Here is a 24,656-nt window from a genome sequence, read left to right on the forward strand (position 1 = left end):
ATCTTCTGTCTAAAAGACTAGTTAATTATTATGCATCTCTACGTTTCATAAATAATATTGCTCCAAGAGTTAATAACAAAAGACCGGCTCCGACTGAGAACCACATAAAGGACGTATTTCCACCTGTAGCTGGTAATGTTCCAGCTTTTGATGTTTTTCCTGTTTTAGGTTGATCTAATTGCGGCTTTTCCTGTTGCGGTTTTCCTAATTTTTCCGCTTTGAACTTCACTGTATGGCCCGCATCTTCAATATCAACGTTGATTGCTACTAAAATATCATCTTGATATAGTTTTTCAAATACTACTACTTCTTTACCTTGTAGTTTAGATGCATTAAATGTGAAATCAAGTGTGATAGAACCATTCTTCTCTTTTGCCGTAAACTTAGATTCTACTGCTACTTCTTTACCATTTACTAGTAAAGGTTTCTTAGTTGCTTTATCCATTAGTTTACCTTTTGCAACATATTCTTTTCCTACAATTAAGTCTTTGTATTCCACTTTATCTTGGATCGTGACAGATTCGTTTGCATACATATCTTTTCCACCATCCGCTTTATTTGTTGCGGTTGTTTTGATTGTTGGTTCTACGAATCGAACTGTTTGCCCTACATCGTTAATGTCAGATTGAATTGCCACTAAAACACCGTCTTGATATACCTCTTCAAACACTACTACTTCTGTTCCTTGTAGTTCTGCACCTACGAAAGGAAAGTCTAATGTTACAAAACCATTCTTTTCTTTTGCTGTAAACTTAGCCTCAGCTATTACTTCCTTTCCATCTATTAATAATGGTTTGTTCATAACCTTGTTCATTAATTTACCTTTTACAACATATTCTTTTCCTACGATCAATTCCTTATATTCCACTTTATTTTGAATCGTGATGGAATCTTTTGCATGCATCTCTTTTCCACCGTCTGCTTTGTTTGTCGCTGTTGTCTTGATTGTTGGTTCTACAAATCGAACCGTTTGCCCCACATCGTTAATGTCAGATTGAATTGCCACTAAAACACCGTCTTGATATACCTCTTCAAATACTACCACTTCTCTTCCTTGCTGCTCTGCACCAATGAAAGGAAAGTCTAATGTTACAAAACCGTTCTTTTCTTTTGCAGTAAACTTAGTCTCTGCTGTTACTTCCTTTCCATCTATTAATAATGGTTTGTTCGTAACTTTGTTCATTAGTTTACCTTTTACAACATATTCTTTTCCTACGATCAAATCTTTGTATTCCACTTTATCTTGAATCGTGATGGAATCTTTTGCATGCATCTCTTTTCCACCATCCGCCTTATTTGTTGCTGTTGCCTTGATTGTTGGTTCTACAAATCGAACCGTTTGCCCTACATCATTAATGTCAGCATGAGTTGCCACTAAAACACCATCTTCATATAGTTCTTCAAACACTACCACTTCTCTTCCTTGCTGCTCTGCACCAACGAAAGGAAAGTCTAATGTTACAAAACCATTCGTTTCTTTTGCTGTAAACTTAGTTTCAGCTGTTACTTCTTTTCCATCAATTAATAATGGCTTGTTAATAACTTTGTTCATTAGTTTACCTTTTACAGTGTACTCTTTACCAACAACTAAGTTAGTGTACTCTACTTTGTCTTGGATCGTGATAGACTCCTTTGCATGCATCTCTTTTCCGCCATCCGCTTTGTTTGTAGCTGTTGTTTTCAATGATGGAATCTTTTCAATTTCTGCGCTAGCCTTTGGTAACATTAAGTTAAAGAAAAGAGATATGACAGAGAGTAAAGCTAGAATCCTAATTACATATTTCCTCCCCATATTTACACCCTCCTGTTTGATTTAGATTACAAACAATTCAATATTTAAAATAGTCTTACCAAACAACAATTCCATTATAAAACAAATAATTACATACTTTAACATTTTATTTTAATTTTCCGAATTTTAATTATAGGGATTTGCCAATGATTCGTTGTGACATAAAGCGATTAACTACTAGTTCTTTATCTTCGGATATATGAAGCAGCTGTAGTTCATTCTCTTTACAGTCCCGCTCACGCACTTGTCCTTCCGTTGAAACTCGTACATAACCCACTACTTTCTCTTCCATATTGAGTCCTCTCCCGTTACAGTAATTACAATCCCTGTAACGTTTATCCGTTTTTTGCGGATAACGTGTGCATAACGTCCATCCGTTAAAACGTACTTTACGATGACTTCAAAAAGTAACACAACCCTTTATTTTTTCCTCTACTATCGTCGTATACTGTACATAGCCACTACAGTCTATAAAACCACAATAAAAATTTAACACTTAATGCACTTATAAAAGTATATTGCTCTGTTAAATTTCTACGCTAAAACGCAAAAAAGCACTTGTTGCCTTTAATTGACAATCAAGTGCTTTAAGTTCATATGTTTTTAAGTAGCATAAATTTGTAAGTTTTATAGTAACAGTATGACACCTTTTATATGTCGTGACAACTACTACGTTAAAACTTACGAGTTTGTACGAGTTCGTTAGTTTCATACCCATTCCATGTGTTTATATTCATCGCCCAATAAAATGTCATCTCGCCTAAGCTCGTACTTTATTTTCTATTCAATCATTGCACATAACACTCTATGATGGTACAACCATCATGGAGTATCTATTTTCAAACGCCCTATTATTTTTTCTGTCTTTCATTTAGTTAAATAGGATTATTCGGAAATTCACTATGATATTTATCGATTAACGCTTTATATTCTCCATCATTTGGTACTTCTCCTAAGTATTTATTTTTCCAAATAATCATTTGGTCACTAAAACCATATTCTGTATCGAACCAATTTGTATAATCATAATGCATCTTAAATTTCCCACTACTCTCAAGAGTCATTGTAAAGGAATACCAAAGTTCTTGCTGATTATCTTTAAAAACATTTCTTAGTTCATCACTCAACTCAAACAGCTTTCTTTTATTTTTTTTAAATTCTTCTTTATCAATAGCATAGTTAAATGGGATTTTCACACTATAATTAAAGCATTGTCTATTTTCAGGTGTATTATAAAAAAAGTACGTTCCCCCTCCAGTTTCCGATATCTGAGCATAAAAATAAAATTTCTCCCATTCTTCTGGAATCATTTCATTAACCGTTTCAGCTATTTCTCTATACAACTTGTTCATTTCTTTTTCCACTTTAATCAACCTCCTGCGTGATTTCTAATCGTTTTCTCAAATATCCCTTTTCCTTCTATTTCATAAACTATTTCAAAATAATTTGGTCTTAATGACGTTCCTTGATAAACTGGTTCAATCTTTACTGTTACTTTTTTAGGAGGCTTTCCACCTAACGCATTAGCCCACTCTTGCTCCATATTATACCACTCTCCACCAGAGCGATTAATTTGTCTATTTTGAGCAATCAAATTATCTATATCTCCAGAACCATGGAATTGAGTTCCTATCAAGTGGCCACCATCATCATCATCATCAGGTAACCTATCTTCACGGCCTGCTGCCACTTGCATTCCTTTGTTTCGTTTTCCTTTTTGAAGTATTAATTCTCCTGCCTCAACATCTACTATTCTACCAAGCTCATCTGTTGTATATTTATAACCATCCTCGGTAACATAACGCACGTTTGGTGCCAGTTCTTTTCTTCCATTTTTCCCTTTAATAATGTGCTTCCCAAGGTCCCCCTCTTGTATTTCCGTTATCTTAGGAGGATTACCCGTACCCTTAACCCCACCACTCTCCAAATTCGAGATCTTACTCTGAATACTCGCCTTTGAGGCATCATGGGCTTCTTGGAATTTTCCGCTATAGTTCGTTCCAGATCTAACGACACTTCCATCTGGCATTATTTCTACACCTTTAGCGAATGGGGTTACGGAGTCCACACCTTTTGCTAATGTATTTTCAATTATATAATACCAGTAATTTGGGTTAGCCTTAATTCACAAAAATAATTTTTATAAATTTATAGCATGCTTATCTATTAAAAAAGCACTTGTTTCCTTTAGTTGACAATCAAGTGCTTTAAATTCATCTGTTTTAAGTAGCATTAGATTTGTAAATTTTGTAGTAACAGTATTATGACACCTTTTTATATGGTAACAAGTAATATATTAATACTTACGAGGTCATTATTATTGTGTCCTTTCCATGTCTTTTCAATAAAATATCATCTCGCCTAATTCTCACGCTTTTCTTTCTAATACAGTTGTAAAAATAAAAAATTCAATAGCCACTACGTTCTCCTAACGTTGCCATTGAATTCCTTTACTAATCATGTACCTTTGTCAGCGTCCAAGTAACCAACAAAATAGGCACATTTCTCAATTTATTTTTCTATCTCTATTATCAACCCTCCCAAATCCAAAACATTTTTATTATTTCGAATTCAGGAGGTGAAAAGTTTAAAAGCATTTGTAGTAACACATGGTGTTATTAAAATTGTACGTGGCCAAAAATAGCACATTCTAGATGGTTATGCAATCTTGATATTAACTTATAAGAAAATCTTGATCGGATTCAAGGGTGAAGGCATACAATCCTTAGGTCTATCTATAATATTTGATACACCTTTCTTGAAAAGGAATTCTATCATCAAGCAACACCTCTTCTTGCAGGATTTTTGTTATATTCTCTATTTTCCCAATGAATAATGCATAAAAGTCGCCCGAATTTGGATATAACAACAGACCATATCCCTTTGGTGACAGTATTTTGTTGGCCATCTTGATCTTATCGGGTAAAAATTCATAATTAAATGCTTCTAATCTCTCAAGTTCTTCTTGTGTTGCTAATTCAATTTGGTGGGCAAATTCGTAATCAAGAATAAAATTGACAATTTCTTGGTATTGCTCACCTTTATAGTCAACGTATAAAAACTGTTTCGTTGTCAATCCATATTTTAATAGGTCTTCATGTAAGTCATAACCTCCTTGTTCCTTCAAAAATGTTTCCAAATCCTTGCTATCAGGAAATATAATCTGCGCTATCCCTTGATCAGGCATCTTAGCTTCCTCCCTTTTATTGAAATAATTCTCCATGCTTGTTAGGAATATATTCCGGATAGTTTTCACGATAAAATTGATCAATCATCTGAAGTACGGGATCCCATTCAGGATATGACTCATGTTCCCCAAATACCATTCTAGCTTCTGGAGTATTCATCAGAAAATTATCGATTTGAGTAGGTACTGGCAACCCTAGTTGTTTCCTTACATGGATTAAAAATAATATTTCAAAAGGATAAAATCCGTATCTGAAATCACCAAATTCACCTAGCTGTCCGATTTCAGAAGCTAACGCAGAATGATACTGAGACATTATCGAAATTAGATATTCTATTTCTTCTAAGTCACGAGTCGACCAACGTCCTAACACTTCATCATATATATTTAGGTCTTCAGGGATTAAATCGCATCGCAGTTCAGCTTCTTTAAACTTACTTTTCACGACTAGATGCAATTTTTCATTTGTCCCCATGATGGTTTTATTTCTATACTGCGAGTATAGTTCTAGCAAAAACCAAATATGTCTATTCTCTTCATTAGCATCTATTAAATGTCCACCGAAGTGATGAACCATAAAATCATATAATATATTTTCTTCTTTCTCCCATCCATACATTGCAAAATGAACTAATGTGAGAACGACTTCTCTAAACGTATACCCCAAAATCATCTTTGGATATCTGATTTTATAAAGATCTTGTCCCATGCACTGGTAAAATAAGACTTTCTGCATGTTCTTTAATCCTTCTACATTGTTTCCACCGCTTATCAATACATCGTTTTTCCATAGTGACAAGTGATATGAGAAAATTTTGCTTAAATTTATTAGTAGGATATGATCTTTCTCTGTTTCATTTTGCTCAACAATTTTCTCAACCTTACTTCTACTGACATTATATTTATCTTTAACATCTTCAAATTTGATTCCATCCACAAAATTTTTGCTATATCTTTTAAAAGCCATTTCTAACTTTTTGGGGTTCATCATTGCATCCTCCCTATGAATTAATCTATTTTCTTATTCCAGTCCTTTACCTTTAACTCATCAACACCGAATCCAGTATCAGTAATCTTTATATCTGTTTCAACTCTAATAAAATCGAATTGTAGATCCGGACTCTCCTCCATCAGATTCTCTAAGTTATCTCTAAAATTAGCATACCTAGGATCATCGCTGTTAACCATGTCTTGAAAATAAGTATCTCCACCCTTTTTCTGTTTATCCGAGTAACTAAAACTAGCGGAATCTGATGCCTTTGATTCAATAATAGTTAACTTTGGCGGCGGCCCTTTCGATAGGAATGCTGCATCTATACCATTTCTCCCCACTTGGAACAGATCGGAAACATCTTTACCTAAATCACTGTCTCTAGCTACTATTTTTGTCACTTCTTCCCCAAAATCACCTTTATCATGAGAAAAATATTTAGAATTATCGATTTTTCTTTCATACTCCTTTGCAACCTTCAAGTCATAATGATCACTAATAACATCTTTCGTATCCAACTTGTTGGCCAATTTATTTTTTTCTCGCGTTAATCTTTTGACTTCTTTGTCATTTCCCTCTATTTTCAATCTATTTATTTCTTTATCTAACTCTTTAATTTCTTTTGAGATATTGTCTGAAATGTTACTGCCATAACCAACTTTCCCCGTACCCTTAACCCCACCACTCTCCAAATTCGAGATCTTACTCTGAATACTCGCCTTTGAGGCATCATGGGCTTCTTGGAATTTTCCGCTATAGTTCGTTCCAGATCTAACGACACTTCCATCTGGCAGTATTTCTACACCTTTAGCGAATGGGGTTACGGAGTCCACACCTTTTGCCACTAGACCTTTAATGAAGTAGTCTGCATCATTAATCTTATCTACGGTTTTCCAGCCTTGTATTTTTAAATTTTTTAATAGATTATTTTCCTTAAGCGATTGTACCACATTTTTACCCAAATTTGGATTAAAACCAGGCATTCCTTCTTTGAATTTTAATAATTTCGCTAAATCAGCTAATTCACTCGTGCCTTTGAATGCTTTTACTCCTTTTCCTACTGCTCCAACAACTGGGATTGCATCTAATCCGCCAAAAATGATGTTTCCTACCCGCTCTTCTTGGCTCAATTTCCTATGTGTTCCCCAGTCTTCTCCGTCGATACCACTTTTGATTTGTACAGCGCCGTATACAACTGCCGCAGCGGTTCCGAGTGGTGGACAAAGGATTGTTGTGATGATGATTCCTAGACCTATTCCTATATCTCGCACCATTTCTAGTTTTTTCTGTTCATCTTCTATCGATTTGTATTCAAATCCTCGTGTGGATGGGACTACTTTCTTATATTCTTCATAATTTAGTTTTGCATCTGGATTTTGTTTTTTTAGTTCTTTGTATTCTTCTTTAAGTACGTTATCAAATGCAGGTGAATCTTTAAAAATATCTTCTACTGTTATTTTATCTTTTTTTGTTTTAATTGTTTGTGGTACACTTCCGTACCCTGCATGCGCATCTGGTAATACTGTCGTTGTTGTAGAGCCAATTCGGTTATTTGTTTCGAAGCTAAGAATAGATGTATCTCTCATTTTTTGAGCAAATTTATCCATTTCTACTAAAAAAGGTTTATCTATATGTTCAGAGACCAATCGCCCTGCTTCTCCGCAATATCTTTGTAATGTCGAATAGCTATCAAGTAATTCCCCGATTTTTTGCGATTGATCTTTTGGGTTAAAATGTATACTGCCATCTGAGTCTAAATCTCGTATTCTTCCATCAATTTTTTTCAATAATTCATTTGCGCGCTGTAATTTTATGAGTGTATCTTTTGTAATTCGATTCATACCATCCCCCATGTTTTGCCATGGTTCAGGTCTATATTTCACATCCATTTCGTTTTCATCCCCCCAGCCGTATGGTGATTTCTACAACTTACTTAATATTTCACGTAATTGTTCGTCCTTTTCAAGCATTTCTACACATGCGACCCTTACAAGTGTCGCCGACCTAGAATAGTGTTCAGCAAATTCAAGTGTTTTGTGTAATATATCAGGATATTTTTCAATTACTCTCATCGCTTCACCTTTTTGATAAAAATCACTGCTTAATAAACTCTCAATATTCGTTCCAATGACGTCTACATGGATTTTATATATATCTTCTAATTTCATTACTATATCAAGTAGTTCTTGAAAATTAACTAATACTTCTTCTCCACCACCAGAACCACCGTCTCCCATTGATACTTGCATTATTCAATACCTCCTAACGAAAATTGTCTCGGATCAACTAATTTTTTATACGGCATTTTTAACACGTCATACAATTTCTTATTCACCGCATAGAGGCTCACCCAGTCATATCGATTACGTTCTACATCTATTTGAACGTAATCTTCTCCTTCAGTGAAATATAAGAAACATTCCCATTTTCCTCCTCTATTACTACGAGGCCTCTTATACGTTTCTATCGCTATAACATCTTTATTTGATAAATCTTTTTCCTCAAATGTTTGTTGTTCTGTTTCTGTCATTCTCTTTGAGAAAAATGTATCTTCTATGTCCCTCGGTTCTCTCAATAAGAAAGGGATGCGTGTTAATAAGGAAAAATATACGTCTGGCTTTGGTATGTAGTCGATCTCGTATTTTTTATTTGGCTCAATTTCCGTTAATACAGCCACTCGGTCTTTATCCTCTTTTAAAAATCCAATTAATACATTATTCATTCTCGTGTATTCATGACAATTTTCATATTCTTTTAATAGCTCAATCATTTGAAAAGCTGCAGGGGTAATTCCATTTTCACTTGTAAGTAAGCCTTTTTCTTTTAAACTCGCAGTTGCTTTCGTGACACATTCTTCATCAAGTAAAATAATTACGTCACGATTTGGCAATCCAAATATATCCGTAACCCCAGCTGCACCTGCGAGAACATATAATTCAGCAGGTGCAAAATTTATTTCTTTTCTCATTCTTTTATCCCTCATTTCTCCATCACAACTGTTTTATCGCCCTTACTTCCGATATATCGCCGTACGTTTGAATACTTTTATCTAACTCTTTCAAAGCTTTCGTATGTCCTTCAAATGCCTCTACCATTTCTGAGTTATATTGAATGATTAAATCTAGATAACTTAAAAAGGCATCTCTCGTTTTTCCATTCCAGTTCGCACATGTAACGTATGCTTTTAAGTTTTTCGCTTGATTTAAAGAATCCTTCATGCCGTTCTCTATGTTTTGTGCGTAAGAAATGGCACTTGCTGTGTTACTTCCTATAATTTCAACCTCTTTACCACTCATGTGGATTCCCTCCATTCTTCGTATGCTTAATGGATAAAGTTTTCAAATTCCTTTTTCTTTTCTTCAAAAGCTTTGGTCGCGGCAGCGTATGCTGACGCTTTCTCCGCTTCTGCTTTCGCTTTATATTCCAAATACTTTGCATAAGCTGTACCTATCGCAGATCCAACCTCGCTTAATGCACTTTTAAAATAGGATAATACTGTATGTAAGTCTTCATCCTTTTCATGACGTTTTTGTTCAAATTCCACTGCTGGAATTTTATTTGCTTCTAAGCCATTACTTTTACTCTCATAATCTCTCTTCGCTGATTCAGCCTCTTGAATGTATTGCTTTAATTCTCTTTCTTGATCTTTTAAATAATCATGTAATTTATCATACTGATCTCGTTTCCTCGCGCTTTCTGTAAAACCGGATGCATTTAAAAAAGCATTATACAATTCATCTAACATCTTTCTCCCCCTTTATTACAATAACTATGTAGTTAAATTCGTATATTTAAACATGAATATTCATTACATTGAGAATTTATAAATAATTATTTTTGCATATTGCTATTTTATCAAAGGGGTTTTAACATTTCCATATTTTATAAAAAGGTTTCGCATTTTTCTTCAATTAAATAGCAATGAATATTTATCATCTAAAAATTATAGCTTCATATAGATTATTGAAATTTTATCCACATTAAGGAAATGAATGACAAATAACCATCATTTACATGTTATAATTGCGATGTATACATTTAATTGTATTAAATGTATATGTGTAATACGTATATTTAATAAAGTTAAATTAAACTGGGGAGGCTTTCTCAAATGGGCAAGAAAACAAGCAAAGCTAAAAAAATTTTCGGATTCTTAATCACCACAGCACTAACAACTACAATGATGGTAGGCACAGCAAACGCACAAACAACTACGAATAACTTTAAGGTAGCTGGCAATGCGAACACTGTATTTACAGATGTACCAAAGGACCACTGGTCAAAAGGTGCTATTGATTACTTAGCGTCAGCAGGACTTTTTAACGGATATGGAAATGGAAAATTTGGTTTTGGGGATAATATTACTAGAGGCCAGGTAACTTCTTTAATTGCTCGTCATTTAGGTTTAACAGCCAACAATGAACAGAGCAATATGTTTAACGATATTAAAAATCATATGTTTGAAAAGGATATTAAAGCTATTGTACAGGCTGGAATTATGACAGGTGATGGAACAGGTGCTTTTCGTCCAGATGATGCATTAACTCGTTATGAAATGGCAGTAGTATTACAAAAAGCATTTCAATTACAATCAAAAGGACAAAGTAACTTTAAAGATGTACCTCAAGATCATTGGGCCTATGAATTTGTAAATACGCTACGTAGTAACCGAATATCCTACGGTGATGAGGCAGGTAATTACAATGGCAACATGCTTGTGAAACGTGAGGAGTATGCACAATTTTTATATAATGCAATAGCAAAAAACAGAGATTATAATTTCAACATCAATACAAAAGAAGAAATGAAACAAATGTTAACAACAGCTTTACAGGATGGGACGTTTGGTCCATTTAAATTAAATGCATTGGGTAAAGATATATCTGAGGTGAAAAAAGAATTTGGAGTACCTGATGTTTGGAAGCAAGCACCATGTACAGAATGTGATGCACCTAATACAGCAGTATACGGAGATTATAATATTGACATGTACCCTTCGGACGCTAGATATATATGGGTAAAAATGGATATTACTATCAATGAATTAAAAGAGTGGTTTGGTGAACCAGATGGAATCGGAGAGGATATGACTAGTAAAGGCTTTATATATAATCGAGGAAGCTATTCTCTTTATTTTAGCTTCTCTGATGGTTATATTCAACGCGCTGAAATATCTAAAAATAAATACAATTAATAAGTTACAAGCAATATAAAATATATAAAATATATAAAGCATAAAAAATCCTTCAAGAACATGCTTTTTCTTGAGGGATTTTATTTGTCTCTATCTATTTAATATAATCCAAAACTATATAACTCCTACTGTTTAAACTTTATTTTTCTTGATGCTCCGCATCCCATTCACTTAAATACGTTGCATATTCTAATTCATCTGGATCATCATGTAACATAGAAATAAACTCTAATTTATTTCCATCACAATCTAGAAAATATACACTTGCAGCTGGCATCCACCTTTGGACAATTGGTTCTCGATTTCCTTTCCCTTGACTCCCTACTACCTCTATTCCACGCTTCTCTAACCATACTTTTGAAGCATTTAAAAACTCTAAATCTACACGAAAAGCGAAATGTTTCATCTCAAACTCTTCATTCGTATGTACTTCCCATAACCCGAGCATTTGCTCTTTACTTTCTCCTACCCAAAAGAACGCAACTCGTCTTTCCGATAATTTTTTTGCTACTGTTAAGCTTAACTTATTTTGATAAAAATCTATCGCCTTTTCTAAATTTCTTACATGTAAATGAGTTTCATATATGCTTTGTATCATTATATATTGCCCTCTCCTCTACATTCTGATTTTTAAAATATATTTTGTTTTTATCATACAAATATTTATATTTTTAAGCATCCTACTTTTGTATAATTGTTCTGTCCTACAAATGTATAGGTATCCATCTTTAACTAATATCCCAACGCCGGAATTTAATACAATGAAACTAGTGAGGTTTTATTCCTCCCACACTAATCATACTTTTATGGATAATTGGCTCTCACCTAATTTCCTCCCATTAGAAGTTTTACTGCCCACAAATAGCAGGATAAAAATTCTATTTACATTCATAAATTTTTATAATGTAATAAGATTAACATCTTAATAATAGAGGAGGAGCCACTCTGGATAAAACCAAAGTTATGGCTTATTTTAGTGCAACGGGTAATATATTCCCTGTTGAAGCAATTACCGACGCCCTAAGTATCGAGCCTACAAGAACTTATAAAAAAGGTGATGTTGTTGCAAAACGTGATAATCCGAATCTTGTATCCACCAAAACCCTATATAGAAAAGAAACTAATTGGACTTTCAGCACCGGCTATCAAGAATCATACGATATAAATAATCAGTTGCAAGTTATTCTAAAATCCCTTGAAGGAAAAACAGAGCAATTAAAACATCTCAAGAAGAAGTATGGTTTACATTTTCTTTTTATGATAGTGATTCAAGTGGAGAATAACGAATCACCGGCAATGTATTTACAAAAAAACATTATTGACTTTGCTAGTTTCATTCAAGCAGAAATTCATTTTGATATATATTTCCTAAAAACAAAAACGCTATTGATATTGGCATCAACAGCGTTTTTTCATGTAACTATTTGTTTTATCTTATTTGTACCTGAAAGTAATTTTTTATATAACTTATTACTTCAATTTCCCCTCAAAGACAATCTTTCTACCGCACGGTTCAACTTCTGTTTTGCCGTTTTTCTTCACTTCATGAAAGATTGGTTCTTCCATACGACGAGACGGTGCATAGCCTTCTTGTTCCATACGTGCTAAGCAGTCTGTAATTGTTTCGTTTTCGAGTACTTCAAATTTCTTTTTATTAGGTTGTTTTGTCATGCCCTAACCTACTTTCTATTTTTCTTGATGCGAATTGATTCTTCATGTAGACCATATATACCATTGCGAGAATTCCCATTATAATCATAACCGCAATAAAAAAGCTTGTATACTGTATTTTTTCTATAAATACGCCTCCTAATACAGGTCCCATAATACTTCCTAAACTAAAGGCGATTCCAGATAATATATTACCTGCTGGTAGTAAATGTCTCGGTAATAAATCTGTCATAAATCCAAGACCTAGTGAGAAGCATGATCCAATGACCATACCCGCTAACAGCATACAGGCAAAGACGATCCAGTAATAGTGATCAAATACTGCTGCAAGTAGGAAAATGCCCGTACTTACGCTGAACGTCCACGTTAAAATACGATCTCTTCCGTATTTATCACTTAATATACCGAGTGGAATTTGTGTAATAATGCCCCCAACTGCGAACGCTGGTAATAAGAAGGATACATCTGATACAGACCATCCTTTACGAAGCGCGTATACTGGCAAGTTACTATTTAACATTGCTTCCAGTACGCCGTATGCAAGTGGTCCTAGTAATGCAATCCAACCTAATCCAACAACTTGTTTATAACGAGAAAATGATGATTCACTCTCCACTTCTCTTTCATCTTGCGCCGGGAATGCATTTTTCGTTGGAAGTAATAATAGCCAACCTATTAAGCAAAGTATAGTAGATATAATAAATGGTGTTGCAAGACCGTACTGCACAGTGCTTGCTAAATACGGACCAACGGCAAAACCAATTCCGAAGAATACACCGTATATCGATACTTGTCTCCCTATTTTACTCGGGTCTGATGTTGTCGTAATCCATGTTTGTGTTCCGACATGAAGCATATGATCTCCGACTCCAACTAGAAATCTAAGAATAAACCATACCCAAAATGAAAAAGTTTGTGTAAAAAAGAATAATGAAATAATAACGAGAAACCCACCAATAACGATAATTGGCTTCATTCCAAACTTTTGCATCGGTTTTTCAAGAAACGGTGAAATAACTAATATCCCAATGTATAATGCCGTCGCATGAATACCGTTAATACTTGAACTTACCCCTTCTTGTTCAAAAATCATTGCAATGGCCGGTAAAAGCATCCCTTGTGACAAACCCGAGATTGCTACAATTCCAACCATAATCCAAAAAGTAAAACGCATCGACATCCTTTTCCCTCTCCTTCTCACGCTTTCCACTTTTCATTATAAACTGTTTCTCCAAATGCGTGTACGAATATTATGAATAAAAAAGAAGCTAAAAGAATGAATCTTTTAGCTTCTTATCCTTCCCATACTTGCGCTTTCACATTGTTATGGAATTGCTTGAAATACGGATGTTTATAAAAAGCAGTTTCATACACGTATTGCTGTGCATGAGCAATTGGTGGCTGCGGGTATTGCATTTGTAAAGGAACTACAGCTGGTGAAACTTGCATATACATCGGAGCTATCATTATTTTTGTATATAAGTGATGATTATATGGCGAATGCGCAATTAAGAACGGATGATGCATGGATAATCTCCCCTTTTACCTACAATGTTATAGTATATGCAATACTTATCATTTCGGGGATTATTTCTCTTCTAACCAATCCTCTACATGTTTTATAAATACATCTAAACAATCAATAAACGGCGAATGACCGCAATCCTCTAACACTTTCAACTCTGCATTCGGCAAATGTTTTGCTAATTCCTCACCGACTACTTGCGGTACGACATAATCTCTGTCACCTTGTATGACGAGTGTTGGAGCTTTAATATGATGAATTTGCTTATTTCCCTCTACAACCCCGTTATGTTCATCCGAAATATTAAATGTAATGAGCGCATAATTTACATCCACGAAATTACGTTGCGTTAACATATCGTCTAAATACTTTTCGTAACGATCCGGTTCCGGTTGATTATGTGTATATATTAATAGATTCCATACTGTACGGTAATATAATTTATTCATATTTTTTATCGCATCTAGCACTGGAGCAATTTGTACGGGATCTTGCGCGATTTCTTCTTTCGTCTTTACTAAACTTGATACGATCGGTTGCCCGTTTATATCTTTTTTAAAAATTGGATATCCCTTCATGCCTACTGATTCTACTAAAATTAACTTTTCAACAAAAGTTGGATGATTCGCTGTAAATTGCATCGCAACACCACCACCCATTGACCAGCCCATTAATGAAAATTTCTCTAGTTTTAATTGATCAATAAATAGTTTTACATCTCTTGCAAAGTCTTGTAATGAATCTATCGATTGATTATATGTTGATTGTCCAAATCCTCTTAAATCAAGAGCGTAAATATGGTATCGGTCTTGCAGCTTTTCAATTACTAAATCCCAATGTTGTGACGATGTCATGTTTCCGTGAATGAGTACAAGAATTTCTGCATTTTGCCTTCCAACTTCCTGATACGCAATCGTTTCTCCGTTCGATAGTGAAACAAACTCCATTGTTGCAGGCTTAATCATCACAAGTTCCCCCATTCTTTTTAATAGAAAGAAAATTCTTTACTTACTTAAAGAATAGCATGCAGAATATACGTTCGCAACATAAAACCTATACGAAATTTTTACATAAATCAACATGTCTATTACTAGACAATTATAATGAAAAAGTATATAGTTAGCTAGGTAACTAATTTGAAAGGATCAAAATACATGGACGAAAAACAACATTTTTTTCACATTGTCAGCCAGACTTCTCGAAAATTCACAAAGAAATTTAATGAACGCGTATCTCCAACTGGGCTATTCAGTGCGCAATGGGCTGTTATTTTCCGCATTAATCAAACCGGTTCTTGTACGCAAACAGAATTGTGCCAGTACTTAAATGTTGAATCACCAACGATGACTCGTACGTTAACACGTATGGAAACGATGGGCTGGATTATTCGTACAGAAGGAAAAGATCGTCGTGAGAAGCTCATTTCTTTATCAGAGACAGCGATAAAAATGATTCCGGTATGGCAAGAAGAAGTTGATACTTTCGAAGAAAAAACACTAGAAGATATTAACGAAGATGATTTACATCAAGCATTTGAAGTGTTACAACAAATTATTAAAAATTTAGATTAAATTGGAGGGATGACGATGCAAAGTGAGAAACTTTGGACGAAGGATTTCCTCGGAACTTGTTTTAGTAGTCTATTTCTCTTCTTAACATTTTACATGCTTATGACTACTCTGCCTGTCTATGTAATAGACGGCCTAAAAGGAAAACCTGAGGAAATTGGTTTAGTTGCAACTGTTTTTCTTATTTCATCTGTTTTATGTAGACCATTTACAGGTAAATGGCTCGATGATTTAGGAAGAAAGAAAATATTATTTATTTCACTTTCATTATTTTTAGCTGCTACTGTTATGTATTTCGGTGCGCAAAGTTTATTTTTATTACTTGCCCTTCGCTTCTTACATGGTATTGGGTTCGGTATGGCAACGACAGCAACTGGTACGATTGTCACAGATGTTGCGCCAGCTCATAGACGAGGCGAAGCACTTGCCTATTTCGGCGTATTCATGAGTCTGCCGATGGTAATTGGTCCTTTTTTAGGTTTAACAATTATTTCTCATTTTTCATTTACTGTACTATTTATCGTTTGTTCCGTATTTTCATTGCTTGCATTTTTATTAGGACTACTTGTAAATATTCCGCATGAAGCACCAGTGAACAAACAAAAACGAGAAAAAATGAAATGGAAGGACTTAATTGAACCATCCTCTATTCCGATCGCTCTGACAGGATTTGTTTTAGCCTTTTCTTATAGTGGCATTTTATCCTTTATTCCTATTTATGCGAAAGAGATCGGTTTAGGAGAAGTTGCTAGTTACTTCTTTATTGTATACGCACTTGTTGTTGTAATTTCTCGTCCATTTACAGGAAAGATTTTTGATCGCTTCGGTGAAAATGTACTTGTTTACCCTGCTATCATTATTTTCACAATTGGGATGTTTATTTTAAGCCAAGCACAAACTTCATTTTGGTTCCTTGGCGCAGGTATGCTAATCGGTTTAGGCTACGGGACATTAATTCCTAGCTTCCAAACGATTGCGATTTCTGCCGCTCCAAACCACCGACGTGGTTCTGCGACAGCTACTTACTTCTCATTCTTTGATAGTGGTATTGGCTTTGGTTCTTTCATTTTAGGTATCGTCGCAGCGAAATCAAGTTACCATAATATGTATTTTATCGCAGCTATTATCGTTGCCTTCACTTTACTTCTATATTATGGATTACACGGACGAAAACAAAAATTCAAGAAACAACATACAGATGGAAAAGTTTCCGCTTAACATGAATAAGGAAAGTAAACTTCCCCGTTTACTTTCCTTATTTTGTATTTCTTTTAATAGAAGCGTATACTTATAATAGAAATAAAAAAGGAGGGACCGATATGAAACTTAAAAAATCTCCCCTACTCTTACTCATAATCACATTCATATTTGTAATTACAGGGCTCGGTTTTACATACTTCAAACATAATAAAACAATCCCATCAAAAAATAACGTGACGAAAAAAAATTGGTTAGATGATCCTTACTTACGTTGGTCGTACACACATATGAAAGAATTCACTTTAATTAACGAGGTAAATAATAACCCGGATCACGTTTCCCACTTCTCTACCGCATCACAAAACTTAGACGATTTTGCTGTGGAGCGTAGATTTCGAAATACAACTCCTCTAAAAAAACTTTTAGACGATAACAAAACGGATGCTTTTGTCGTTGTACACAATGGACAACTTGTTTATGAACGATATTTCAACGGGTATAACGAGAGTGAACCTCATGGCATGGCGTCATTAGCAAAGGTTTTTACCGGTGCAATTATACAATCTCTCGCTGAAGAAAATCGTATTGACTTAGAAAAAACAGCTGACGCATATATAAAAGAATTAAAAAATACACCGTTCGGTAATGCCACACTTCAGCAATTAATGGACATGCAAGTTTCTGTAGAATACCCTACTCACGGATACGAACATCCAGCGTTAGAAAATCAAGATGCACAACTATATTTAGCGAGCAATATTTTACCTAGAGGTAAAAACTACGACGGTCCGATGAAAATTTATGATATGTTACGAGAAGCAGAAGAAACTGCAACGCCTGGTTCCGATTTTTCTTACGATAACGGATCAGCCGAAACACTCGCTTGGGTTATTCGAACTATCACGGGTAAATCATTAGCTGAAAATGTTAGCGAGCGCATATGGTCTCAAATTGGTATGGAAGAAAATGCTTATTATGTCACCGATGAAACAAAAGTTGAACAAGCTAGCGCTGGTTTAAATGCAACTGCTAGAGATATGGCTAGATTCGGGCAATTACTATTAAACAACGGGGAATATAATAGAAAACAAATTCTCCCTTCTTCTATTACTAAAGATATAAAAAATGTCCAAGAAGGTGAACTTGCAGTTGGCCCTGGAGCTTCCATTTCTTATCATAATCAATGGTGGATTCCGCACAATGAACAAGGTGCTTTTGAAGTGTTAGGTAGTTACGGACAAACACTTTACATCGATCCGAAAGCAAATATGGTCATTGTCCACTTCTCTTCTAACGCTACGCCAAGTAATGAAATACATTCAGTCTACTCAAATATGTATATTGATATTGCACATCATTTAGAGAAGCTTCCACAGTAGTGGAAGCTTCTTCTTATTGGGGTATTTATTTTAATAAATCCCCTCATCACGATTATTCTTTTCTTATTCATACGTGAATTTTTTATTAGCAATCCAATAATTTGTCACGAAGAGTGTCAATAAGATCCAAATAATCGTTAGTAGTACATTGACCATTGCAGTTGCATTCACTCCCCCTGTGACTAACGTTTCCATTGCGTGTTTACTCATACTGGCTGGATTAACTTGATCTATTATTGGACTCAAACCGACGATTATTCTACAAGCTAAAAGAACAACAATTGAAATTAGTGCAATAATACCTTGACTGTGAAAAATAGCACTTATCATTGTTGTGAAAGATACGATAAAAAGAACCCAAATTAAATAAAATAGTAATCCAGTAATCATGTGCGAAAACGGAACAACAGTAAAAAGATAGTTTGTATATAGATAAGAGGTAAAGTATCCAATCATTACACTAAGCGCTACTATTACATAATTTGATACTATTTTCCCCACTATATATGAAGTAACCGTAACAGGTCTCGTTAAAATAAAGGCCAACATACCGTTAGCTTTATCTGTTTGAATAGCACCCATCATAGAAATCACTAGAATCATAAGTCCGAGCTGATCAAACTGAGACCCCAAAGTACTCGCTAATACTTCGCCTCCTTTTTGTGATGTCATACTTGGATCGATGGTAATTCCCTGCCCTCCACCTAATGCTCCTAAAATGGATGGTAAGTAATGCGTTACTATTGGCTGTGTTGCCCCTAAAAATATAAAAACAATTGGTAGCCAAATGATCTTAAAATCACGTAACATTTGAACACATTCTTTTTTTATCAATATCATTGAGTTATTCATTTTTGCACCACCAATTTCAAGAAAATTTCTTCTAAAGTATCGTTGTTTATTTCAAACTTAACGATGTCCACTTTATGTTCGAGTGCATTTTGCAGTAACATATTTTTATTTATTTTGATACTTTCAACCTTCACTTTGACTTTAAGTCCAATCACTTCTACATCCTTCACATAAGGCAAATTTTTTACAACGTCAATCCACTCTCGATCTTTAGCTGTAATTTCAATGATTAATTTATTTTCGCTATTACGGTGTAAAAGCTCAGTAATTGTTGTATCTTCTATCTTTGTTCCATCTTTAATCATGACAAATCGTTCACAGATTTCTTCTGCATCACTCAATATATGGGTTGATAATAAAATAGTCGTATCTTTTTTTATTTCTTCAATGAGATTTAATACTTCCCTTCTACCTATTGGATCTAATGCGGATACTGGCTCATCCATGACAATAAGCGCCGGTTTATGCAGTAATGCTTGTGCAATACCGAGTCTTTGTTTCATTCCACCAGAAAAGGTACTCACCTTCGAATCTTCTTCCCCACTTAATCCAACTTTCTCCAAAATTTTTGGTATCGACTTTGACAAAGCTTCTTTTTTCATCCCTGAAAGTTGCCCCATAAACATAAGGGTTTCTCGCGCTGTCATCCAATGAAAAAAATTAGGGTATTGCGGTAAGTAGCCAATTTCCCTTTTCATTTTTGATATTTTTATCCCATTCAATAACACTTCACCCACATCTGGATTAATAATATCCGAAATCACTTTTATTAATGTAGATTTCCCTGCTCCATTTGGTCCGATTAACCCTACACATTCCCCTGATTGCAGTTCCATTGAGAAAGTATTGACAGCAATTTTCCCTTTAAATGATTTTGTTACATTTCTAATCTCTAATTTCATAATTTCTCACTGTCCTTTCTCCCTATAACAAAGTATAGAATAGGTCCCAATACGTTAACAAAAAGAATAATTAGCGCCCATACAAGTACATTTTTTCTTGTTTTTCTATGTCGGTATAAATCAATTAGTGCAATGAAAACTAAAAGTACCCCGACTGCAATAACTGGCAATATGATTGGGAGAAACGCCATAATATCCATGTCTTTAAGATCATTCCATCCATAATGTAGTTGCATTTTTATCATTCCTTCCTAAACTCATTATCATTATTGATAATAATAATGATAAATCAAGAGCAGATGCATTGCAAACATTATTCTCATTATTTATAATGAGAATAAATAATGAATAAGGTGATATATAGTGAGTAATAAAGTTGAAATCTTAATGCATCCAGTAAGAATGAAAATTTGCCAAGTATTAATGAGAAATAAAGAAGATGGACTAACACCATTAGAAATGGTAAAAATCATTAAAAATGTACCACAAGCAACTCTATATAGACATCTACAAACTATGGTTGATTCTGATATCGTCCATGTAATTAACGAAAAAAAGGTAAAATCTGTTTCTGAAAAATATTACGCAATCAATGAAGAAGATGCAAAAATTGAAGGAAGTGAGTGGAAAGGATTATGTGATGAGGAAAAGTTAAATTACATTTCCTATTACCAATTATCACTTATGACACAATATCAAAGTTACCTTAAAAAATTAGAGGAACAAAACAGTCAAGAAGATAATGCTACTTTTTCTGTAGTGGAATTAAAGCTAGATGAAGAACACTTTATGAACTTTCAAAACGAACTTAATGAATTAATGAATAAATACTACCATACCCAAAGTAAAGGTGACGAAAAAGAGGCTCCTGTTCGGACCGTCGCTATTACAATTATTCCAGAAACGTAAACTAACTCAATATAAATAATACAAGCCGATGTTTCCTATGTTAAGGAAACATCGGCTATTTTCATTTCAAAAATTGTTTAGCTTCTGTTTTAACTTCTGCTGTAAGGCTAGCGAAAAAACTGATCTAGAATTCGAATGTGCTTAAAGCCCCTGTCTTTCTTTTATTAAATGAATTCTTTTCTTTCTTTTCTCATGCTACTGTCATACCGTCCACACTCTCTCCAAACACTTTTTAAAAAGAAGCATGGGTAAACTAATAAATATAAATTAGGAATCCACCAAGAAATATCGAAATCTAAACGGATTGTCCAAAATGCTAGAGCTTGTATTCCTGAACAAAAAGTTAAAATTAATGATAAGAACGCCAAGTGGCTCCAAATATGTTTTTTTTTAGAATGTAATTACATGAGCATACCCCTGTTGTTCCCTCTTATTAAAGGAGGAACTATTATGGGATTTGGTGGTAGTTGCGATTTTGCTGAAGGTTTTACTTTATTAGTTGTATTGTTTATTTTATTAATCATCGTTGGAGCTGCTTGCTTCTGCTAAAAAACTATAAGAAAAGAATTTATATCGACCTCATAATTATTCCCATATGGTCTAAGCGCCGAAAGTTCTTCCTTTGGCCCATAAAATAATACTTTCAACTCATCATCTTTATACTGAACTACAAAGAAGTCATCAAATTGGTCAAATGTGTTTTGATTGATCGTGATAAACCCTTTTTCTTGGGCAGTTGTTTTAACACTTATTCTTCGTCCATCTTTAATGACATCATATCCATGCTGATTCGTCACTTTGGATAGCTCACCATTCGTATAAAGAACACAAAAAGATTCACCTAGACGACCTATAAGATGCCTTAATTCAGTCGCCTTACAACCAAGAACATTCATTTCAAATCGTAACATTTCAAAATATGCCTCATATAACTTTTTAATTTGTGAGATTCCTATTTTATCCTTATCCCCATAGACAAGAAGTTTCCCATTATCCCACTCACCTACAACAGATTCACAATCTGTCCCTTTAGGTTTGTGAAAAACTAATCCTGTATAAGGATAATTTTCACCTACATATCTAAAAGTTTTTTTATTTATATATATAAACAGATTTTTATTAACAGCTCTCCCTTTGTTATAACGGTTATAACAATAATCAGCAGGATTAATACTCCCCGGTTTTGTATTAAATTTTGTTATTAATCTGTCCTTTATCTCTGCAGATGTTACAGTATCGCCTATCTTTTCTTTAAGAGCCTCTATAAATTGCTCATAAATAGTCAATGTAATCCTCTCCTCATGTTTCTCAATAGTTTTAAGCCTAGTAGAACTTGCACTCTATAATTTGGCCTAATTGTAGAATAATATATTTAAAGTTCTTCATAAATTTTTATAACTTACTATATAAATTTTACATTTAATTAATTAAATTTCATAGACTATTAGAGTAAAATATAAATTGGAGAATTTTATTAAATGCTCAAAATAAAGATAATACTCCATTAAGAGCTCGTTTATTTAGGAAACGTGTCTTTTTTTTATTGGCTTTTTAAATAAGGTAAACGTGAAGAAGCATTATAAAAAGCAGGGCAATAATATTAAATTAACTTCCATTCGAAGGAGTTTAAGCCTTGCCTGAATGACTATAATGACTATTTGGTTGAGCAATCGATATGTTGTGCCGAAACGTCAATATATTAAAAAAGGATCTCTCTTTATCAAGAGAGATCCTTTTTTTACTTCTTCTTCTTTTCTGTCGGTTGGCTTTGTTTAGCGAAATTAGATGAATCATCGAAATTCGGTTGCTTTTTACCAGCATTATTACTTCTACCTTTTCCCATATGTAATGCACCTCCTCTCGTCCTTACTATTCCCAATAAAAAAATCCTCTTGCATCCAAGGGGATTTTTTGTTGTGCTATTATTAATAATGCCCAACTATTACCGCAGTACTTCCAACACGGTCCTATCCTAACTTTTAACCATGGTGTTGATCGTGGCCATCAAGCCTATGATTATCTATCCGTCTTGGCGTTTTCCTTTAAACGATACCCTAGTCTTCGATCGCTTGATAGGTCGTGGTCCAGAAGTCTTGGATAAGATGCGATGGGGCCGGAGTGGACATCCCAACCTGGGTGAACAGAATTCCAATAAACTGTTTATCTGGATCAGCGTAAGCTGAAGTACCGGTTCCACCATCCCAGCCGAATTGACCAATAGACGCGTAGTCTCCAAGATAGGTACGCACCGCCATCCCAAAGCCCCAGCCACCTTGGATCCCTTGTCCGAACGACAAATGGACGTTATTTTTGGCCAAATCGTCTCGGTATACTTGTTGTTCCGGAGTAAGACGGTTGGTGGTCATCAGCTGGACTGCGGGCCTAGACAAGATCCGTTTAGTACCGTGCACCCCTTTATTCAAAAGCATCTGCAAATACGCGTGATAATCGTCGACGGTTCCAAGCAGTCCACCACCGCCTGCTTGGAATGCTGGAGGTTTGCTGTAACGTCCACCCGCCCCCTCATCCCAAACGATGAATTCACCTGTCTGCGGATTGGGGTTGAAGGCTGGTGGAAGCCGATCAATCTTGAGCTGAGGTACGTAGAATCCAGTGTCCTTCATTCCTAGCGGATCGAATATGCGTTCGCGCAAGAACGACTCGAACGTCTGACCCGTGACCCTGGCAACAAGAACGCCGATTACTTCTATACTGATATGATACTGCCACCGCTCTCCGGGCTGATAGCTTAGCGGAAGTGCACCTAGGCGACGCATAAACTCATCTGGATCGGGCATATCCTGACCTGGCGTGTCGAATATCCCACTCTCGAAGAACGCGTTCATGATTGGAGAACCCATCAACGTGAGATCCACTCCGAGCCCGAATGTGGAGGTCAACAAGTCTCGTACAGTGATAGGACGTCGTGCTGGGACGGTCTCTTCTAGCGGGCCATCGGGCTGTTTCAACACTTGTCGGTCGGCGAGTTCCGGTAGCCATTTGTCTACTGGGTCGTCTAAATGCAGTTTGCACTCATCGAGCAGAACCATTACTGGTGAAACTGCGATTGGCTTGCTAGTGGACGCCAATCGAAAAATCGTGTCCCGACGCATTGGTGCACCACCATCATGCCTCATTGTTCCAAGCGCTTCGACATACGTCTCGCCGTTTCGGCTGACTAAGGCGACGAGCCCAGGAATCTTTCCAGAATCAACATGCCGCGCCAATATATTGCGCATTTTGCGCAATCCTGTTTCAGAAAAGCCCTTATTGTTTTGTCCCATTTTGTTCTCCTTTAGTTTAGATTGAGATTTCTAATACATATTGACAATCAATTATTAGTTCTTCAAATAGAAAAATTCCCCTTTTTAATAATTTCGACAAAATGCATTTATATACATTGAGGCACCATGCATCACTATCAACCTAAGATAGGCTACATTTATGGGGATTTAATAATGGGAAATGCAATCATTAATAACATTG

The 24,656-nt window shown here is 35.0% G+C and carries 26 protein-coding genes and 3 pseudogenes; 7 read left to right on the plus strand and 22 right to left on the minus strand.

Annotation, left to right across the window (positions count from 1 at the left end; genetic code table 11):
- Window positions 1–28 precede the first annotated feature (28 nt).
- The 11 genes and pseudogenes from DT250_RS00815 to DT250_RS00875 form a co-directional block, all read right to left on the minus strand.
- Window positions 29–1,792 (minus strand): VaFE repeat-containing surface-anchored protein, encoded by a 1,764-nt coding sequence (locus tag DT250_RS00815; protein ID WP_149212325.1) that lies wholly within the window; start codon window positions 1,790–1,792, stop codon window positions 29–31.
- A gap of 184 nt (window positions 1,793–1,976) precedes the next feature.
- Window positions 1,977–2,084 (minus strand): annotated as a pseudogene (locus DT250_RS00820) (recombinase family protein); the annotation flags it as partial.
- 583 nt (window positions 2,085–2,667) lie between these two features.
- The gene (locus tag DT250_RS00830; protein ID WP_000410097.1) at window positions 2,668–3,156 is read right to left on the minus strand and encodes an antitoxin YezG family protein; all 489 of its coding nucleotides are present in this window, start codon (window positions 3,154–3,156) and stop codon (window positions 2,668–2,670) included.
- Window positions 3,157–3,161: 5 nt separating this feature from the next.
- Window positions 3,162–3,860 (minus strand): DNA/RNA non-specific endonuclease, encoded by a 699-nt coding sequence (locus tag DT250_RS00835; RefSeq protein ID WP_149212326.1) that lies wholly within the window; start codon window positions 3,858–3,860, stop codon window positions 3,162–3,164.
- A gap of 663 nt (window positions 3,861–4,523) precedes the next feature.
- Window positions 4,524–4,979 carry a DUF6630 family protein gene (locus tag DT250_RS00845; RefSeq protein WP_149212327.1) on the minus strand — a complete coding sequence of 152 codons (456 nt, stop codon included), beginning with the start codon at window positions 4,977–4,979 and terminating at the stop codon, window positions 4,524–4,526.
- Window positions 4,980–4,995: 16 nt separating this feature from the next.
- Window positions 4,996–5,970, minus strand: coding sequence for a hypothetical protein (locus tag DT250_RS00850; protein WP_149212328.1), 975 nt, complete (start codon window positions 5,968–5,970; stop codon window positions 4,996–4,998).
- Window positions 5,971–5,987: 17 nt separating this feature from the next.
- On the minus strand, window positions 5,988–7,859 hold the full coding sequence (locus DT250_RS00855; RefSeq protein WP_149212329.1) for an ADP-ribosyltransferase: 1,872 nt from the start codon (window positions 7,857–7,859) through the stop codon (window positions 5,988–5,990).
- Window positions 7,860–7,892: 33 nt separating this feature from the next.
- On the minus strand, window positions 7,893–8,219 hold the full coding sequence (locus DT250_RS00860; RefSeq protein WP_048544634.1) for a hypothetical protein: 327 nt from the start codon (window positions 8,217–8,219) through the stop codon (window positions 7,893–7,895).
- The gene (locus DT250_RS00865) at window positions 8,219–8,938 is read right to left on the minus strand and encodes a DUF5081 family protein (RefSeq protein ID WP_149212330.1); all 720 of its coding nucleotides are present in this window, start codon (window positions 8,936–8,938) and stop codon (window positions 8,219–8,221) included. Before DT250_RS00865 ends, DT250_RS00860 begins: the two co-directional genes overlap by 1 nt.
- Window positions 8,939–8,960: 22 nt before the next feature.
- On the minus strand, window positions 8,961–9,266 hold the full coding sequence (locus DT250_RS00870; RefSeq protein WP_149212331.1) for a WXG100 family type VII secretion target: 306 nt from the start codon (window positions 9,264–9,266) through the stop codon (window positions 8,961–8,963).
- Window positions 9,267–9,292: 26 nt separating this feature from the next.
- Window positions 9,293–9,715: a hypothetical protein gene (locus DT250_RS00875; RefSeq protein WP_149212332.1), complete on the minus strand. Its 423-nt coding sequence runs from the start codon at window positions 9,713–9,715 to the stop codon at window positions 9,293–9,295.
- Window positions 9,716–10,081: 366 nt separating this feature from the next.
- Between DT250_RS00875 and DT250_RS00880 the strand changes: the two genes are divergently transcribed.
- Window positions 10,082–11,164 (plus strand): S-layer homology domain-containing protein, encoded by a 1,083-nt coding sequence (locus DT250_RS00880; protein WP_149212333.1) that lies wholly within the window; start codon window positions 10,082–10,084, stop codon window positions 11,162–11,164.
- Between the two features lie 139 nt (window positions 11,165–11,303).
- Here DT250_RS00880 and DT250_RS00885 read toward each other — a convergent pair whose 3' ends face one another.
- Window positions 11,304–11,762 carry a VOC family protein gene (locus tag DT250_RS00885; RefSeq protein ID WP_149212334.1) on the minus strand — a complete coding sequence of 153 codons (459 nt, stop codon included), beginning with the start codon at window positions 11,760–11,762 and terminating at the stop codon, window positions 11,304–11,306.
- 365 nt (window positions 11,763–12,127) lie between these two features.
- Here DT250_RS00885 and DT250_RS00890 point away from each other — a divergent pair.
- Window positions 12,128–12,529: pseudogene (locus DT250_RS00890) on the plus strand (DUF4279 domain-containing protein); the annotation flags it as partial.
- Window positions 12,530–12,634: 105 nt separating this feature from the next.
- Here the strand turns inward: DT250_RS00890 and DT250_RS00895 are convergent.
- The 4 genes from DT250_RS00895 to phaZ all read right to left on the minus strand — a co-directional run bounded on the left by DT250_RS00895 (window position 12,635) and on the right by phaZ (window position 15,340).
- Entirely contained in the window at window positions 12,635–12,835 is a 201-nt protein-coding gene (locus DT250_RS00895) for an NETI motif-containing protein (RefSeq protein WP_000166305.1), read from the minus strand.
- Complete coding sequence (locus tag DT250_RS00900; RefSeq protein WP_097889845.1) at window positions 12,819–14,015, minus strand: MFS transporter; 1,197 nt, start codon at window positions 14,013–14,015, stop codon at window positions 12,819–12,821. Before DT250_RS00900 ends, DT250_RS00895 begins: the two co-directional genes overlap by 17 nt.
- 113 nt (window positions 14,016–14,128) lie before the next feature.
- Complete coding sequence (locus tag DT250_RS00905) at window positions 14,129–14,362, minus strand: hypothetical protein (RefSeq protein ID WP_000546484.1); 234 nt, start codon at window positions 14,360–14,362, stop codon at window positions 14,129–14,131.
- A 60-nt stretch (window positions 14,363–14,422) separates the two neighbouring features.
- Window positions 14,423–15,340 (minus strand): intracellular short-chain-length polyhydroxyalkanoate depolymerase, encoded by a 918-nt coding sequence (phaZ, locus tag DT250_RS00910; RefSeq protein WP_142291779.1) that lies wholly within the window; start codon window positions 15,338–15,340, stop codon window positions 14,423–14,425.
- A gap of 174 nt (window positions 15,341–15,514) precedes the next feature.
- Between phaZ and DT250_RS00915 the strand changes: the two genes are divergently transcribed.
- The 3 genes from DT250_RS00915 to DT250_RS00925 all read left to right on the plus strand — a co-directional run bounded on the left by DT250_RS00915 (window position 15,515) and on the right by DT250_RS00925 (window position 18,507).
- Window positions 15,515–15,931: a MarR family winged helix-turn-helix transcriptional regulator gene (locus DT250_RS00915; protein ID WP_046954781.1), complete on the plus strand. Its 417-nt coding sequence runs from the start codon at window positions 15,515–15,517 to the stop codon at window positions 15,929–15,931.
- Between the two features lie 15 nt (window positions 15,932–15,946).
- Window positions 15,947–17,146: an MFS transporter gene (locus tag DT250_RS00920; RefSeq protein WP_087984184.1), complete on the plus strand. Its 1,200-nt coding sequence runs from the start codon at window positions 15,947–15,949 to the stop codon at window positions 17,144–17,146.
- Between the two features lie 101 nt (window positions 17,147–17,247).
- On the plus strand, window positions 17,248–18,507 hold the full coding sequence (locus tag DT250_RS00925) for a serine hydrolase domain-containing protein (RefSeq protein WP_149212335.1): 1,260 nt from the start codon (window positions 17,248–17,250) through the stop codon (window positions 18,505–18,507).
- Between the two features lie 63 nt (window positions 18,508–18,570).
- Here DT250_RS00925 and DT250_RS00930 read toward each other — a convergent pair whose 3' ends face one another.
- Genes DT250_RS00930 through DT250_RS00940 form a run of 3 tightly spaced genes read right to left on the minus strand, consistent with a single transcriptional unit; the run spans window position 18,571 to window position 20,497 of the window.
- A complete protein-coding gene (locus tag DT250_RS00930) occupies window positions 18,571–19,359 on the minus strand; it encodes an ABC transporter permease subunit (protein WP_088064016.1) in 789 nt (262 codons plus the stop codon).
- Window positions 19,356–20,261 carry an ABC transporter ATP-binding protein gene (locus DT250_RS00935; protein WP_088064017.1) on the minus strand — a complete coding sequence of 302 codons (906 nt, stop codon included), beginning with the start codon at window positions 20,259–20,261 and terminating at the stop codon, window positions 19,356–19,358. The genes DT250_RS00930 and DT250_RS00935 overlap by 4 nt, the downstream gene beginning before the upstream one ends.
- Window positions 20,258–20,497 carry a PLD nuclease N-terminal domain-containing protein gene (locus DT250_RS00940; protein WP_087984180.1) on the minus strand — a complete coding sequence of 80 codons (240 nt, stop codon included), beginning with the start codon at window positions 20,495–20,497 and terminating at the stop codon, window positions 20,258–20,260. The genes DT250_RS00935 and DT250_RS00940 overlap by 4 nt, the downstream gene beginning before the upstream one ends.
- 127 nt (window positions 20,498–20,624) lie before the next feature.
- Between DT250_RS00940 and DT250_RS00945 the strand changes: the two genes are divergently transcribed.
- Window positions 20,625–21,170, plus strand: coding sequence for a transcriptional regulator (locus DT250_RS00945; protein ID WP_088064018.1), 546 nt, complete (start codon window positions 20,625–20,627; stop codon window positions 21,168–21,170).
- Window positions 21,171–21,334: 164 nt separating this feature from the next.
- Here the strand turns inward: DT250_RS00945 and DT250_RS00950 are convergent.
- Window positions 21,335–21,571 (minus strand): annotated as a pseudogene (locus tag DT250_RS00950) (DUF5360 family protein); the annotation flags it as partial.
- A 49-nt stretch (window positions 21,572–21,620) separates the two neighbouring features.
- Between DT250_RS00950 and DT250_RS00955 the strand changes: the two are divergent.
- Window positions 21,621–21,719, plus strand: a complete 99-nt coding sequence (locus DT250_RS00955; RefSeq protein WP_088064019.1) for a YjcZ family sporulation protein — start codon at window positions 21,621–21,623, stop codon at window positions 21,717–21,719.
- Here DT250_RS00955 and DT250_RS00960 read toward each other — a convergent pair.
- Both DT250_RS00960 and DT250_RS00965 read right to left on the minus strand, forming a co-directional pair.
- On the minus strand, window positions 21,716–22,456 hold the full coding sequence (locus DT250_RS00960) for a DUF7225 domain-containing protein (RefSeq protein ID WP_088064020.1): 741 nt from the start codon (window positions 22,454–22,456) through the stop codon (window positions 21,716–21,718). The two genes, DT250_RS00955 and DT250_RS00960, sit on opposite strands and share 4 nt — an antisense overlap.
- A 768-nt stretch (window positions 22,457–23,224) precedes the next feature.
- Window positions 23,225–24,454: a serine hydrolase domain-containing protein gene (locus DT250_RS00965; protein ID WP_088064021.1), complete on the minus strand. Its 1,230-nt coding sequence runs from the start codon at window positions 24,452–24,454 to the stop codon at window positions 23,225–23,227.
- Between the last annotated feature and the right edge of the window lie 202 nt (window positions 24,455–24,656).

Source organism: Bacillus sp. AR2-1 (assembly GCF_008368755.1).
In the GTDB taxonomy this organism is placed as follows: Bacteria; Bacillota; Bacilli; order Bacillales; family Bacillaceae_G; genus Bacillus_A; species Bacillus_A wiedmannii.